Source organism: Bartonella sp. 1-1C (assembly GCF_002810325.1).
In the GTDB taxonomy this organism is placed as follows: Bacteria; Pseudomonadota; Alphaproteobacteria; order Rhizobiales; family Rhizobiaceae; genus Bartonella; species Bartonella rochalimae.
On sequence record NZ_CP019489.1, the window covers coordinates 22201 to 37128 of the forward strand.

General features: G+C 37.2%; 12 protein-coding genes. 3 read left to right on the forward strand and 9 right to left on the reverse strand.

Annotated elements, in window-relative coordinates; translation table 11 throughout:
- The first annotated feature begins 196 nt into the window (after positions 1 to 196).
- Positions 197 to 778 carry an ATP-dependent protease subunit HslV gene (hslV, locus tag B11cv2_RS00095; RefSeq protein ID WP_100692792.1) on the forward strand — a complete coding sequence of 194 codons (582 nt, stop codon included), beginning with the start codon at positions 197 to 199 and terminating at the stop codon, positions 776 to 778.
- A complete protein-coding gene (hslU, locus tag B11cv2_RS00100; RefSeq protein ID WP_100692793.1) occupies positions 779 to 2086 on the forward strand; it encodes an ATP-dependent protease ATPase subunit HslU in 1308 nt (435 codons plus the stop codon). It begins immediately after the preceding gene.
- Between the two features lie 20 nt (positions 2087 to 2106).
- Here hslU and B11cv2_RS00105 read toward each other — a convergent pair whose 3' ends face one another.
- The 3 genes from B11cv2_RS00105 to rpsO form a co-directional block, all read right to left on the reverse strand.
- On the reverse strand, positions 2107 to 3105 hold the full coding sequence (locus B11cv2_RS00105; RefSeq protein ID WP_100692794.1) for a class I SAM-dependent methyltransferase: 999 nt from the start codon (positions 3103 to 3105) through the stop codon (positions 2107 to 2109).
- Positions 3106 to 3177: 72 nt separating this feature from the next.
- Positions 3178 to 5379, reverse strand: a complete 2202-nt coding sequence (gene pnp, locus B11cv2_RS00110) for a polyribonucleotide nucleotidyltransferase (protein ID WP_100692795.1) — start codon at positions 5377 to 5379, stop codon at positions 3178 to 3180.
- Between the two features lie 226 nt (positions 5380 to 5605).
- Positions 5606 to 5875 carry a 30S ribosomal protein S15 gene (rpsO, locus tag B11cv2_RS00115; RefSeq protein ID WP_078688232.1) on the reverse strand — a complete coding sequence of 90 codons (270 nt, stop codon included), beginning with the start codon at positions 5873 to 5875 and terminating at the stop codon, positions 5606 to 5608.
- A 312-nt stretch (positions 5876 to 6187) separates the two neighbouring features.
- Between rpsO and B11cv2_RS00120 the strand changes: the two genes are divergently transcribed.
- Entirely contained in the window at positions 6188 to 7810 is a 1623-nt protein-coding gene (locus tag B11cv2_RS00120; RefSeq protein ID WP_100692796.1) for an MFS transporter, read from the forward strand.
- 108 nt (positions 7811 to 7918) lie between these two features.
- Here the strand turns inward: B11cv2_RS00120 and truB are convergent, their stop codons facing one another.
- The 6 genes from truB to rimP all read right to left on the reverse strand — a co-directional run bounded on the left by truB (position 7919) and on the right by rimP (position 14882).
- Entirely contained in the window at positions 7919 to 8878 is a 960-nt protein-coding gene (gene truB / locus B11cv2_RS00125) for a tRNA pseudouridine(55) synthase TruB (RefSeq protein WP_100692797.1), read from the reverse strand.
- Positions 8875 to 9288 carry a 30S ribosome-binding factor RbfA gene (gene rbfA / locus B11cv2_RS00130; RefSeq protein WP_100692798.1) on the reverse strand — a complete coding sequence of 138 codons (414 nt, stop codon included), beginning with the start codon at positions 9286 to 9288 and terminating at the stop codon, positions 8875 to 8877. Before rbfA ends, truB begins: the two co-directional genes overlap by 4 nt.
- Positions 9289 to 9416: 128 nt before the next feature.
- Positions 9417 to 11960 (reverse strand): translation initiation factor IF-2, encoded by a 2544-nt coding sequence (gene infB / locus B11cv2_RS00135; RefSeq protein WP_100692799.1) that lies wholly within the window; start codon positions 11958 to 11960, stop codon positions 9417 to 9419.
- Positions 11957 to 12592, reverse strand: a complete 636-nt coding sequence (locus B11cv2_RS00140; protein ID WP_100692800.1) for an RNA-binding protein — start codon at positions 12590 to 12592, stop codon at positions 11957 to 11959. Before B11cv2_RS00140 ends, infB begins: the two co-directional genes overlap by 4 nt.
- A complete protein-coding gene (gene nusA / locus B11cv2_RS00145; RefSeq protein ID WP_100692801.1) occupies positions 12593 to 14206 on the reverse strand; it encodes a transcription termination factor NusA in 1614 nt (537 codons plus the stop codon).
- A gap of 49 nt (positions 14207 to 14255) precedes the next feature.
- On the reverse strand, positions 14256 to 14882 hold the full coding sequence (gene rimP / locus B11cv2_RS00150) for a ribosome maturation factor RimP (RefSeq protein ID WP_100693910.1): 627 nt from the start codon (positions 14880 to 14882) through the stop codon (positions 14256 to 14258).
- Positions 14883 to 14928: the final 46 nt, after the last annotated feature.

Consider the following 14928-nt stretch of genomic DNA (forward strand, 5'->3'; position numbering starts at 1 on the left):
TCCCCTGTAAGAAGGCAGATTGCTTATACAAAGCAATATAAAATAATTTGAGTATACAACAATGATATCATTTTTTATATTGAGAAAAATTGAAGTGTGCTCAATCATTGTGTTTTGCAATATATATTATTAAATAAAGGGATTAGTGATTTTATTTTATGTATGATACAAGGAAGCCATGTTAAGGAGTTTTCTTATGACAGAGCATAAGCCTGATATTATGTATGGTACGACAATCGTAACTGTAAGAAAAGGTAATAAAGTAGTTATGGCTGGTGATGGTCAAGTTTCACTTGGACAAACAATTATGAAAAGTAACGCGCGCAAAGTTCGTCGTCTTGGGAAAAGTGGAGCAGTGATAGCTGGTTTTGCAGGCGCTACAGCAGATGCTTTCACACTATTAGAAAGATTAGAGACAAAACTGGAGCAATATCCTGATCAGCTTATGCGTGCATGTGTAGAGCTTGCAAAAGATTGGCGTACCGATCGTTATTTACGTCGTCTTGAAGCAATGATGCTTGTGGCTGATCAAAAAACTACTTTGGCGTTGACAGGTCTTGGTGATGTCTTAGAACCAGAAGATGGAGTGATGGCAATTGGTTCTGGAGGTAATTTTGCCTTGTCGGCTGCACGGGTATTGATGGACATGGACTTAGATGCAGAAACTATTGCTTCTAAAGCTATGAGTATTGCTGCTAAAATTTGTGTTTACACCAATGATAATTTTACAATAGAAGCGTTGGATGCTGAATTACCTCCTTTAGAGAAAGCTATTTGAATGTGTGTTGTATTTTCCCCTCGTGAAACTGTTTCTGAACTTGATCGTTTTATTATTGGACAAAATGATGCTAAGCGTTCTGTTGCTATTGCACTGCGTAATCGGTGGCGTCGACAACAGCTTGAAGGGCAGATGCGTGAAGAAGTTATGCCTAAAAATATTCTGATGATAGGGCCAACGGGTGTTGGTAAAACAGGAATAGCTCGTCGATTAGCAAAACTTTCTGGAGCTCCTTTTGTTAAAGTAGAGGCCACTAAATTTACTGAAGTGGGCTACGTGGGTCGCGATGTTGAGCAAATTATTCGTGATCTTGTTGAAATTGCAATTTCTCTTGTGCGTGAAAAAAAACGTGATGAAGTAAAAGCAAAAGCTCATCTTAATGCTGAAGAACGGGTTTTAAATGCTCTTGTAGGAAAAACCGCGAGTCCTGCTACCCGCGATAGTTTTCGTAAAAAATTGCGCGAAGGAGAATTGGACGACAAAGAAATTGAAATTGAAGTAACTGATAATAGTAATAGTGCTCCAACTTTTGATATTCCTGGTATGCCTGGTGCACAAATGGGTATTATGAATTTATCAGATATTTTTGGAAAGATGGGTGTTCGTACAAAGGTACGCAAAACGACTGTAAAGGACGCTTTTAAACCATTAATTGATGATGAATCGGAGAAACTCCTAGATCAAGATCAAATTATTCAAGAGGCACTTCGTGTTGCTGAAAATGATGGAATTGTTTTCATTGATGAAATTGATAAAATTGCAACTCGCGATGGTGGGGCAACTGCTGCTGTTTCACGCGAAGGGGTTCAGAGAGATCTTTTGCCTTTAGTTGAAGGGACAACAATTGCGACTAAATATGGGCAAATAAAAACAGATCATATTCTTTTCATTGCTTCTGGTGCTTTTCATGTATCTAAGCCCTCTGATTTGTTACCGGAGCTGCAAGGTCGTTTGCCTATCCGTGTAGAATTAAATGCTTTAACAAGGGAAGATTTACGGCGTATTCTTACTGAACCTGAAGCTAGTCTGATTAAACAATATATTGCTTTAATGGCAACAGAAGAAGTTCATTTAGAAATTACTGATGATGCAATTGATGCGTTAGCTGATATTGCTGTTGATTTAAATGCGAGGATCGAGAATATTGGCGCACGTCGTTTGCAGACGGTTATGGAGCGTGTTTTAGATGAAATTTCTTTTACGGCACCTGATAAGGCCGGTACTTCATTTAAAGTTGATGCTGATTATGTCAGAAAATCTATAGGAGATCTTGCTTCTGATATAGATCTTTCACGTTTTGTTCTTTAGAGACCTTTGCATATAGTGATCTATCGACATGCTTCTATGATTTTGTAGCCATGAACTTCTTCATGTATAAAAACTGTGCAGAAGAGCTTTTTTAATAGTGTTTCATAAGGTAGATGGCGATTTGCAACGAGAAGCAAGCGACCTTTAGGTTTAAGGTATTTTGCAGCATTTATAATAAAATGCTGCCCTAATGAAATGTCTGTTGTTTGTTGTGTATGAAATGGTGGATTTGAAATAATTGTATCATAAATATTTTTTATAGGCTCATAAATAAGATCATGCCAATAAAAGCCAATCGGAAGAGAGGTTTTTATGTGCTGTAGATGCTTTTTTGCTGCCTCTAAAGCGTTATAGTCGGCTTCATAAAGGTCGAGTGCAGTTAAGTTTTTGCTTACTTCAAGTGCGGTATAAGAAAGAAATCCCCAGCCCGCTCCAAAATCAGCTGTTTTTCCAAAAATGACTTTATGTAAATAAGGTATAAGTGCAGCAGATCCTGGGTCAATACGACCGTGAGAAAACATACCAGAAGTAGTCTGAAATTTATTTCCAAAACTGAGTGGTGATGAGCGAAAATGAGCAATATTTTGTTTATCTATTTTTTGCGGTACTTGCAGCCAGAAGATATGGCTATGATTTTTGGATAATTTTTTACTAATAGGAACAAGAGTGTTAACCCATTTTATCATTGAGGCAGAACCAGCAGTTTTTTCTCCACTAATGATGATCCATCCACTAGGTTTGACTCGTTCTAATAGATCAAGAAAACGATTCTGATTAAGATCACGATATTTACCAAGTTGTAGCAGTCCTCCATCATAGATTATAGTTTGATTTATTTGGGGGCTACATTGAAATTTAGCATTGGTAAATTTTAAAAAATCTTGTCGCCAAGGGGTTATAATTTCAAGATTTTTTATCCATTGTTTATCAGGAATTTTAGTTAAACCAAAACCTAAAAAATATTGGTTTGAACAAGGTCTAGGGAGATCATAGCTTTCAAAAGGTAAAAATAGAGACACATTTTATTCTTTCAAAGAAATGCCTCTCCAATATTTTAGAATGGCATTTTATTTTACAGTAAGAAAATAAAATTAATCTTCTTTTTTCTTACGACGGTTTTTCTTTTCAGATGGATTCCTTTCATGAATATTACCACCTTTTTCTGTTTCTACTGAGTCATCATGGATAAGCTCTTTTCCAGTTTGTTGATCTACGACTTTCATCGATAACCGAATTTTACCACGTTCATCGAAGCCCATTAATTTAACCCAAACCTTATCACCTTCTTTGACAATATCAGTTGTTTTTGCTACCCGTTCTACCGCGAGTTGGGAGATATGGACAAGTCCATCGCGAGAACCAAAAAAATTAACAAACGCTCCAAATTCTGCAATTTTAACAACTGTTCCTTGGTAAATAGCACCGACTTCAGGTTCATCAACAATCGAAAGGATCCAATTTTTTGCTGCTTCAATGGTTTTTAAATCAGAAGAAGCAATTTTAATTGTTCCATCATCCTCAATATTAATTTTAGCTCCAGTTTTTTCCACAATTTCTCTTATTACTTTACCACCAGAACCAATAACATCACGAATTTTATCTACAGGAATGTTCATCATTTCAATACGTGGAGAAAATTCGCTGAGTTCACTACGTGCACGAGCTAAGGCCTTTGCCATTTCATTGAGAATATGGATTCGACCATCCTTAGCTTGTGCAAGTGCGATTTTCATAATTTCTTCAGTAATGCCGTCAATTTTTATGTCCATTTGCAGAGAAGTAATTCCGTTTTCTGTACCTGCTACTTTGAAATCCATATCACCAAGGTGATCTTCATCCCCTAAAATATCTGATAGAACAGCAAATTGTTCACCTTCTTTAATCAAACCCATTGCAATACCAGCAACAGGGTTGGCTAAAGGAACACCTGCATCCATGAGTGCTAGTGAAGTTCCACAAACAGTTGCCATTGAAGAAGATCCATTTGATTCAGTAATTTCTGATACAGTACGAATAGTATAAGGAAATGATTCTTTTGTCGGCAACATGGGATGAATAGCACGCCACGCTAATTTACCATGACCAATTTCACGGCGACCTGGAGAACCAATACGACCTATTTCACCTACTGAAAAAGGTGGAAAATTATAATGAAGAAGGAATGTTTCTTTATACATGCCTGTCAAGGAATCTATATATTGCTCATCTTCTCCAGTTCCTAATGTGGCTATGACAAGTGCTTGTGTTTCACCACGAGTAAATAATGCTGATCCATGTGTACGAGGTAAAATACCTACTTCTGATTGAATTGAGCGAACATCTGAAAGATTTCGTCCATCAATGCGTTTTCCCGTATCAAGGATGTTTTGGCGTACAATTTTTGCTTGCAAATGTTTGAAAACAGTTGCAATCTGATCTGTATTAAATTCACAGTTTTTTTCTGTTTCTTGTGTGAATTTATTGATGACTTCTTCTTTAAGAAGATCAATTGCAGCATGACGTTTTTGTTTATCAGTAATTGTATAAACGTCTCTGAGATCTTGTTCGATCATTTTAAGCATATCTTTTTCAAGGATAGACAGATCCTCCGGAATAAAGTCGCGGGGCTCTTTAGCAGCTACTTCGGCAAGTTTGATGATTGCATTAATTACAGGTTGAAAACTTTTTTGACCAAACATGACAGCGTCTAACATTACATCTTCAGGTAATTCATGTGCTTCTGATTCAACCATTAGTACAGCATTTTCTGTTCCAGCAACAACGAGATCAAGTTTTGATTCAGGCATCTCGTCAATATTAGGATTAAGAATATATTGTCCATTACAGTAACCAATACGAGCAGCGGCAATTGGGCCCATAAAAGGAATACCTGAGAGAGTTAGTGCAGCAGAAGATGCAATTATAGCAAGAATATCAGGGTTGTTTTCTAAATCATGCTGGATGACAGAAACGATTACTTGTGTATCATTTTTATAACCATCAACAAAGAGCGGGCGAATTGGACGATCAATTAACCGTGAAATTAAGGTCTCACTTTCACTTGGACGGTTTTCGCGTTTTAAATAACCTCCAGGTATTTTACCAACTGCATAGTTTTTTTCTTGATAATTAACGGTGAGCGGAAAAAAATTTTGATCTGGTTTCGGGATTTTTGCTGAAACGACAGTTGCCAAAACAACAGTTTCACCATATGTAGCAAGAATCGCGCCATCTGCCTGACGTGCAATTTTTCCTGTTTCGAGGATAAGTGGCCGGCCGGCCCATTCAATTTCTACCTTATGGGTTTTAAACATTTTTAATCCTTAATGACCTAATATTTACATTGTGATTTTGTGTTATGTTTCAAAGTTATGGGTAATACAACAAGACATTTCTATATTTTGCATAGAGAGAAATAAATGACAGATCAAATGGAAACACCCAGCAATCTTGCTCACGATTCTTCATTAGTCTTTGATTACGAGCAGTATATTAAAGTAAAAGAGTGATTTCTCGTAAAAAATACTTACTTACTTTTCTTCAACGGCGCAGACCTAATCTTTCGATAAGTTTCTGATAGCGATCTTGATCAACACCTTTTAGGTAATCAAGAAGTCGACGACGTTGGGATACCATCTTTAAAAGACCCCGACGAGAATGATTATCTTTTTTGTGAGATTTAAAGTGGTTGGTTAAATTAGAAATACGCTCAGAAAGAACAGCAACCTGAACTTCTGGTGAACCTGTGTCACCGATTTTAGTTTTATATTCTGTAATAAGAGCTTTTTTACGCTCAGCAGTAATCGACATCGTATTGTCCTTTCAAAAAATAAGCAAAAAACACCCGTAGCCAAGATGTCGTCCAGCAAAGGCTATAAAAGAACAAGAAGAGAGAAAATCTTACTTGCTTTGATACTGATATTTGGTACTTATATAGGAAATAAAGTTAAAATACTAGCCCTTGAAGATTTTCTTTATATAAGTTTATTTTGGCAAATATTTATTTTAAGATTTTTTATGAAAGTTTCTTAAAGAATTATTGTTCTAAATAGATAAGGTGATAACTTTACATGATGTACTCATAGTAAAGGGATGAATGAGCTGCTGATTTGGAGACAAAAGATGCAGAAAGTTTCAACGTTAGAGATTTTTCATAATTCAACATTCAGAAATTTATGGGTTGCTACTCTTGTAGCGAATTTAGGTGGTCTTGTACAGGCGGTGGGAGCAAGCTGGATGATGACATTGATTAGTTCTTCTCATTTTATGGTAGGGCTTGTGCAAAGTGCTACGACATTACCACTTGTTGTTTTTTCTCTGATGGCGGGTGCATTAGCTGACAATTTTAATCGGCGTCATATTATGCTTTTTGCACAAATTGTTATGATGATTGTCTCAATTAATTTGGTTATTTTATCTTATATAGGATTAATGACCCCCTGGCTTCTCTTATGCTTTACATTTTTGATTGGATGTGGAACCGCTTTGTATAATCCTTCTTGGCAAGCAACAATAGGGGATATTGTGGACCGAGAAAATATTTCTACTGCCGTTAGTTTGAATAGTGTTGGTTTGAATTTGATGCGCAGTGTAGGACCTTCTATTGGAGGAGCTATTATTTCTACTTTGGGTGGCATTACAACTTTTTTTGTTAATGCATTGAGTTATATTCCCTTGATTAGCGTTTTGTTTTTATGGAAGCCAAATTACAAGAACAATACATTACCAAGGGAGAGTTTTTTAGGGGCTATAACAGATGGTATCCGTTATGTAGCGATGTCTCCCAATCTTTTGAGTATTATGGTAAGATCATTCCTTTTTTGTGTTGGTGCTGTTTTTATTTTTGCATTACTGCCAATCGTTGTACATGAATTTTTTGAAGGGAATGCACTATTTTATGGTACATTACTTAGTTGTTTTGGTCTGGGAGCTATTACAGCTGGTGTGATTAATTCGTTTGTACGAAGCCATTTTAAGTCAGAAATAATTGTTGCAGGTGCATTTGTTGGATTGTCATTTTCTTGCTTTGTTTTAGCAATGAGTCGTTCGTTGTTTATAAGCCACTCTGTTTTATTTCCTGCTGGTTTATGTTGGGTTTTGGCATTATCACTCTTTAATACATCTGTACAGCTTTCTACACCACGCTGGGTTGTTGCGCGTGCTTTAGCTCTTTATCAAACCGCGTCTTACGGTGGTATGGCTGTTGGAAGTGCAATTTGGGGTGTATTAGCGGAGGTTTATTCTTTAACAGTTGCTTTGAATGTTTGCGCGATATTCTTAATTTGTGGAGCTCTTGCAGGTATTAAATGCAGAATTCAAGAAATTCCTCAAATTAATTTTGAGCCGCTTGATCAATTTAAAGAGCCAGAACCTTCATTAAGTTTAGCAGGACAAAGTGGTCCAATTATGATTATGACTTATTATCAAATTAATGAAAATGATCTTGCAGAATTTCTTGAAGTTATGAGACGTTGCCGTCATATTCGACTACGTGATGGAGCACGCCAGTGGATTCTTTTGCGTGATCTTGAGAGGCCAGAATATTGGATAGAATCTTACCATATACCAACTTGGGTAGATTATTTGCGCCATAATCGCCGTCGCACAAAAGCAGATATAGAGGTTAATAAACATCTTGATAGATTAAATCGCATATCCAATAGCGTAAAGGTGCATCGCATGATTAAGTGGCAAACAGTACCAAAGATTAATGAAATACATTTAAAACTGTCCAATAATCAGTAATTTGAGTGTTATAGAATTGAAATATAAGATAGAAAATAGCTATTAGTGTTAGTGCAGAAAAACAGCCTTCTATAGTGGGCTTAGCTTAGTGTTAGAAATAGCAGCTCATTAAATTGTGAAAATCCGTTTTGGTTTGAATTGATTTTTATCAATTGTACCTATAGCAAGAAGCTGATTTTTGTAAGTGACATAAACATTTTCTTCATCAATAGAGATGTTATTTTCAAATAAGGGTACTGACTTACCCACCTTTATATGCATCGCTTGAGTGTTATTGAGAGTGTAGTGTGATAGGCAATTTAATGCAGCATCTGTTTTAATCAATAACTGATCAAGTACAGAGAAATCTCTCTTCGGTAGAGTACAATTTTCATCTGCTGTTTCTTTACAAGGCATTGCAGCTTTTAATTCATCCCATGTAATGAGATCATTTTCTTTAAAAGGCGCGACTTTTATACGGCGTAGGTCAGAAATATATCCATAACAACCGAGATCGTGTCCCATATCACGTGCTAAGGAACGTACATAGGTTCCTTTTCCACATGTCATTTCAAAAATAGAATGTCCTTGAGCAGTAGTATCGATGAGTTTGAGGGCTTTAATTTCCACTTGACGAGGTGAAATTTCAATATTTGTACCTTTGCGTGCTAAATCATAGGCACGGTTACCAGCAATTTTAATTGCTGAAAATTTTGGAGGTTTTTGCCAAATAATGCCTGTATATTTTGGTAAAAGAGTAAGAATATTTTCTTGTGTTGGACGTATCGAAGATGTTTTAGTAATTTCACCTTCTAGATCATCTGTGGAACGCTCTTCTCCCCAAGCTACACAAAAATGATAAGTTTTGGTACCTTCCATAACATAAGAAACAGTTTTTGTTGCTTCTCCCAGCGCAATAGGCAATAAGCCAGAAGCAAGTGGATCAAGCGTCCCTGCATGTCCAGCCTTTTGTGCGTTAAAAAGCCATTTGATTTTTGAAACAGCTGCTGTCGAACTCATTCCTTTGGGTTTATCTAGGATGATCCAGCCGGAAATAGAACGACCTTTTTTTGTACGTTGTCGTGTCACGTTTTTTGATCTTTAAGTTTATCATTATGAAGATCACGCGCAACCTCAGGTGATCGGAGTAAAGTATCAATTTTTGCAAAATTATCAAAACTGTTATCGAAACGAAAACGGAGTGCAGGCATGTATTTCATTTGCCGTAACTGATGACTGATTGCTCCACGGATAAAACGACTATTTTTATTTAAAGCACTAATGATAGCATCATGAGAAGTTTGATCCACGGTATTGAGAAAGGAAACAAAGCAAGTAGCAATTTTCAAATCCGATGACATACGCACTTCAGAGACAGAAATAACAATATTTTTAAAGATATCATCAAGCAAAATACCTCGTTGCAATATATGAGCTATTGCGTGGCGAACCTGTTCTCCTACTCTTAATTGCCGTTGTGATGGATGTGGATTTTTCACCAAAATTATTACCTTTTATATCCTGTTTTCCTTTTGTTCTCTTAAAAGATAAGAAAATATAGAAAGATTGTATTAAGTTTAATACTTTTCTTTTTTAACTATTAGATAAAGAAAGCTCTTAGGTGGCCTTATAATGTACGATTAATATGCTCGACTCGGAAAGTTTCAATAATATCACCCGCGCGAATGTCATCATAGTTTTCAAATGCCATTCCACATTCTTGACCAACTTGTACTTCACTGACTTCATCTTTGAAGCGTTTGAGTGTTTTAAGTTTTCCTTCATGAATAACGATATTGTCTCGAATTAGCCGAACGCCAGCTCCTCTTTCTATTTTTCCTTCTGTAACCCGACAACCAGCAACTTTTCCAGTTTTTGTAATGTTAAAGATTTCTAGAATTTCGGCATTACCAAGGAAGGTTTCGCGCTGTTCTGGCGATAGTAATCCTGACATAGCTGCTTTTATATCGTCAACAAGATCATAAATGATGTTATAATAACGGATTTCAATTCCTTGAATTTTAGCTGCATCTCTTGCTTGTTTATTCGCTCGAACGTTAAAGCCAATAACAGCAGATTGAGAGGCTTCAGCGAGAGAAATATCACTTTCAGTAATACCTCCAGCACCCGAGTGTACGACGCGTGCACGCACTTCCTCATTTCCTAGTGTTTCTAATGCTGAAGTGATTGCTTCAATAGATCCTTGAACATCTCCTTTGATGATAAGTGGGAATTCTTTTACACCAATAGTTTGTAATTTTGTCATCATTTGTTCAAGAGAACCACGAGAGCTAGTTTGTCGAGCTACAGCTTTGTCACGAGCTAAGTGTTGGCGGTATTCAGCTATTTCTCTTGCTTTTGCTTCATTTGTCACTACAGCAAATCGGTCACCAGCTTGTGGTGTACCTTGCATGCCTAAAATTTCAATTGGTGTGGAAGGCCCTGCTTTTTTGATATGACAACCACAATCATCAATTAAAGCACGAACACGTCCCCATTCATTGCCTGCAACAATAATATCAGAAAGTTGTAATGTACCTTTTTGGATAAGAACAGTTGCAACAGGTCCCCGTCCTCGATCAAGTTTAGCTTCAATAACAACACCTTCTGCTGTTCGCTCTGAGTTCGCTTTAAGATCAAGAAGCTCAGCTTGGAGAAGAATAGCTTCCAAAAGTTTATCAAGGTTTTGTCCAGTTTTGGCAGAAACTTCAACTTCTAAAGTTTCACCGCCCATGGCTTCAACAAAAACTTCATGTTGCAAAAGTTCTGTACGTACTTTTTGTGCGTCGGCAGTTGGTTTATCAATTTTGTTAATAGCAACAATAATGGGAACATTAGCGGCTTTTGCATGATTAATGGACTCAATTGTTTGTGGCATCACACTATCATCGGCGGCGACTACTAAAATAGCAATATCAGTTACTTGAGCACCACGAGCACGCATGGCTGTAAAAGCAGAATGTCCAGGCGTGTCGATAAAAGTAATCTTTTGACCATTTTGTTCAACTTGATAAGCACCGATATGCTGTGTAATTCCACCTGCTTCACTGGAAACAACATTGGCTTTACGAATAGCATCAAGAAGAGAAGTTTTTCCATGGTCAACATGACCCATAATGGTTACAACAGGTGGACGTGGACACATCTTTAACGGATCATCACTGATATTGAAAATACCATCTTCTACATCAGATTCTGAAACACGTTTAACTGTATGACCAAATTCAACAGCAATGAGCTCTGCAATATCCGCATCGATGACATCACCAGGCTTCATCATTTGTCCTTGTTTCATTAAAAATTTAATAACATCAACCGAACGTTCGGTCATGCGTTGAGCGAGTTCTTGGATGGTAATGGTTTCAGGAAGAGTAACTTCACGGGAAATTTTTTCTCTTGGTTCTTGATTTTGTGCACGTTTGAATTTTTCCTGCCGACGACGCATTGCTGCTATTGAACGTCCACGTCCACTTCCTTCTTCATCCAACGCACTATGAAGAGTAAGTTTTCCTCGGCGACGTTCATCAGCTCCTTTTACAACTTTAGGTGAACGCATTTCTGGTTTAGAAGAATTAGTGCGCCGGTTATGTTTGTCTTCATTATCATGATCATCTATAATACGTTTTTCCACTATAGGTATATTTTTAAGCGGCATAGCTGCTTCTAATGCTTTTACATCTATTGCTTTGATAGATTCTTTTGAGGAGAGTGTAGAAGTATGAGTTGGAATTTGATCTGTGGTGTTCTTACTTTCTCGTAATATTTGCTTTTCTTGATGAGTTTGTAAATGCAAACGTTCTTCACGTTCTTTGTCACGTTTTTCTTTTTCAGCTTGTTTACGTATTATTTTTTCTTGGATATGTGCTTCTTCTAAAGCACGGCGCCTCGCTTCTATTTCTGCTGATGAAAGGTTGCTAGGCGCTATAGGTTTGCTGGGCGGTATTTCTTCAAATTTTGGTTTGGAGTGTTGAACTACATGCGGTTTAGTAATAGGCTGTGGTGCTTCAGTTTTTTCGTCGGGGCGTGTAATTTTGCGTCGTTTAGTTTCGACAACCACAGCCTTTGTACGACCATGGCTAAAATTTTGTTTGACTGTACTAGTTTCTAATCCTGATCGTTTTAAAGTCAGTGTTTTTTTAGCTGTTATTTTGTCATTATTTTTTTCACTCATTGTATTTCCTTCACGGCCTTTGCCGTTATTGCACTAAGCTTATTACATTTATCCTCACGATAAGTGATTAATTTGTATATCGTTTTGATAAATCCCTCTGCAGCTTTCGTATTCAATAAGGCAGCATGTATCACAGGATTAGTTCCAAAAGCCATACTCATTTCATCACCTGTAAATAAAGATATAACTTTTATATTTTGATTTACTTTTTTTTGTATTGCGTGGATGGCTTGTGAAATTTTGCGTTTTCCATCTTCTTTTGCTTCTTTTGCATGGAGAACAAGAATAACCTGGCCGGCACGAATAGTAGAAACAACTTTGGTTGATCCTGTGACAATAGTCCCCGCCTTTCGAGCCATAGAAAGGCTTGAAAGTGCGGCTTTTAGTAATAATTTGTCCACAATATGAGCGAGATTTTCAGAAACCTCAACATCTGTTTTAAGATTTTTTCTAAAAGCTTTATGTTTGACTGCTTCTTCTATGATAGTGTGATGCGCAGAAACCCAAAGACCACGTCCGGGTAAGTTAGCTTTAAGATCAGGGATAATTTGATTATTTGGACCAATGACAAAACGGATCAGCGTTTCCGCTGAAGCACTTTTTTTTGTCACAATACAAGTCCGCTCATTCATTTAAAATTTATCCGCATCCAAATTATCTATTGCTTCACCTTCTACAGGATGTTGTTTAATAAGATCAGCTTGATTTATCCAACCTGCTTGCACGCGTGCTGCTAACACCATGGCTTCTGCATCCGCACGGGTAATATCAAAAGGTGTCAAGATGCCAGGAAAATTTTGTGTTTGACCTTCTTTACATTCTCTCCATCCAACGAGATCATCAACTGCATAGCCTGCAAAATCCTCTATTGTTTTTACACCATCCTCACCTATAGCAACTAGCATAGCATTTGTTATACTAGGCAGTGTTTGCAATTCATCTGAAACACCAAGCTCTTTACGCTTTTCGTTGAGCTCTTTTTCTTTATGTTCTAAATATTCACGTGCACGATTTTGGATTTCTGAAGCAGTATCATGATCGAAGCCGTCGATAGACTCTATTTCTTCAAGATTAACATAAGCGATTTCCTCAATTGAGGTGAAACCTTCTGAGGCCATAACTTGCCCAACCATTTCATCAACATCTAAAGTTTCCATGAAAAGCTTGCTACGTTCAGTGAATTCTTTATGACGATTTTCAGATTCTTCTTGTTCTGTTAGAATATCAATATTCCATCCTGTTAATTGCGAAGCTAAACGCACATTTTGTCCACGTCGACCAATTGCAAGACTAAGCTGATCACTAGGTACGACGACTTCAATACGTTCTGCATCTTCATCAAGAACAACTTTCGAAACTTCAGCGGGTTGCAGTGCATTGACGACAAATGTTGCAGCATCAGGCGACCAAGGAATAATGTCAATTTTTTCTCCTTGTAATTCTGCAACAACAGCCTGAACACGGCTTCCTCGCATTCCAACACATGCACCAACGGGATCAATTGAGCCATCGCGTGAAACAACAGCGATTTTTGCGCGTGAGCCTGGATCACGAGCAACAGATTTAATTTCTATGATACCATCATAAATTTCTGGGACTTCCATAGTGAAAAGTTTTGCCATAAATTGAGGGTGTGTCCGTGAAAGGAAAACTTGTGGTCCTCTTGGTTCACGGTGTACATCATGAACAAACGCACGAATGCGATCTCCATAATGAAAAGATTCCCGCGGAATTAATTCATCACGTCGCACGATAGCTTCTCCACGACCTATATCAACAATAACATTGCCATATTCCACACGTTTAACTGTACCAGAAATAATTTCCCCAATTTTATTTTTGAATTCTTCGAATTGGTGATTACGTTCTGCATCACGTACTTTTTGCACAATAACTTGTTTAGCAGATTGTGTTGCAATGCGTCCAAAATCCATGGGAGGTAAAAGATCGGAAAGAAAATCACCGACTTTTGCATCTTCTTTGCGTTTTAGGGCATCCGATAAAGCTATTTCAGTTGTATAATCTTCAACGACATCAACAACTTTAAGAAGACGTTGTAATTTAATTTCACCTGTTTTAGAATTGATCTCAGCACGGATGTTGGTTTCTTGGCCATAACGAGAACGTGCTGCTTTTTGAATAGCATCAGCCATTGCAGAAATGACAATTTCACGGTCAATTGACTTCTCACGTGCAACAGCATCTGCAATTTGCAGAAGTTCAAGCCTGTTAGCGCTTATAGCCATTGATTTTCTCCTTTTTTATGCCACATGAGGGCAGGGGGTCTGTTAATATTTAAGTGTTATAGTTGTTTTCGTTCTTGAGAGGTTTAAGATTATCATCCGAAATTAATTGTTTGTCTAAATCTTTATTTTTTTTCAATGTATCACGAATAAGTTCGTCGGTGAGGATTAAGTGCGCATTAGTAATATTAGAAAAAGAAATAAATACATTTACTTTTTCTCTATGAGCTGTCTTCTCGATATTTAAAGTAAATCCATTTTGTGTAATATCTTTAAGCTTACCACGCAATTTCTGGCGTCCATCAATAATAGTACTAGTTTCAATTTTTGCGAGATGTCCTTGCCAATGAATAAAATCAGATTTTCTTACGAGTGGCCGATCAATACCAGGAGATGAAACTTCTAAGTGATACTTGCGTTCAATAATATTTTCTACGTCAAGGAGAGGGGCAACAGCTCGACTAACTATTTCGCAATCTTCTATTGTCATGGTGCCATTAGTGCGTTCAACCATAATCTGAAGTGTTAAACCATTTAAGCCCAAAAGTTTTGTGCGAACTAACCGAAAACCTAAAGGTTTTAGTAATGGTATAATAAGAGCAGAAACACGTGCCGCAACGCCATCTTCTTCAAACAAACGCGGTTCATCAATATCATCCATTCTTTCAATTTCATTCATATGGTTCATCCAAATTTTTATCGAACTTACAATAAAAAAGAGTGGC

Bases quoted from the DNA above. Each gene is read 5' to 3' on its own strand.
- pnp (WP_100692795.1), bottom strand. From the start codon at position 5,379: ATGTTTAAAACCCATAAGGTAGAAATTGAATGGGCCGGCCGGCCACTT.
- B11cv2_RS00120 (WP_100692796.1), top strand. From the start codon at position 6,188: ATGCAGAAAGTTTCAACGTTAGAGATTTTTCATAATTCAACATTCAGA.
- rpsO (WP_078688232.1), bottom strand. From the start codon at position 5,875: ATGTCGATTACTGCTGAGCGTAAAAAAGCTCTTATTACAGAATATAAA.
- rimP (WP_100693910.1), bottom strand. From the start codon at position 14,882: ATGAATGAAATTGAAAGAATGGATGATATTGATGAACCGCGTTTGTTT.
- nusA (WP_100692801.1), bottom strand. From the start codon at position 14,206: ATGGCTATAAGCGCTAACAGGCTTGAACTTCTGCAAATTGCAGATGCT.
- hslV (WP_100692792.1), top strand. From the start codon at position 197: ATGACAGAGCATAAGCCTGATATTATGTATGGTACGACAATCGTAACT.
- B11cv2_RS00140 (WP_100692800.1), bottom strand. From the start codon at position 12,592: ATGAATGAGCGGACTTGTATTGTGACAAAAAAAAGTGCTTCAGCGGAA.
- hslU (WP_100692793.1), top strand. From the start codon at position 779: ATGTGTGTTGTATTTTCCCCTCGTGAAACTGTTTCTGAACTTGATCGT.
- infB (WP_100692799.1), bottom strand. From the start codon at position 11,960: ATGAGTGAAAAAAATAATGACAAAATAACAGCTAAAAAAACACTGACT.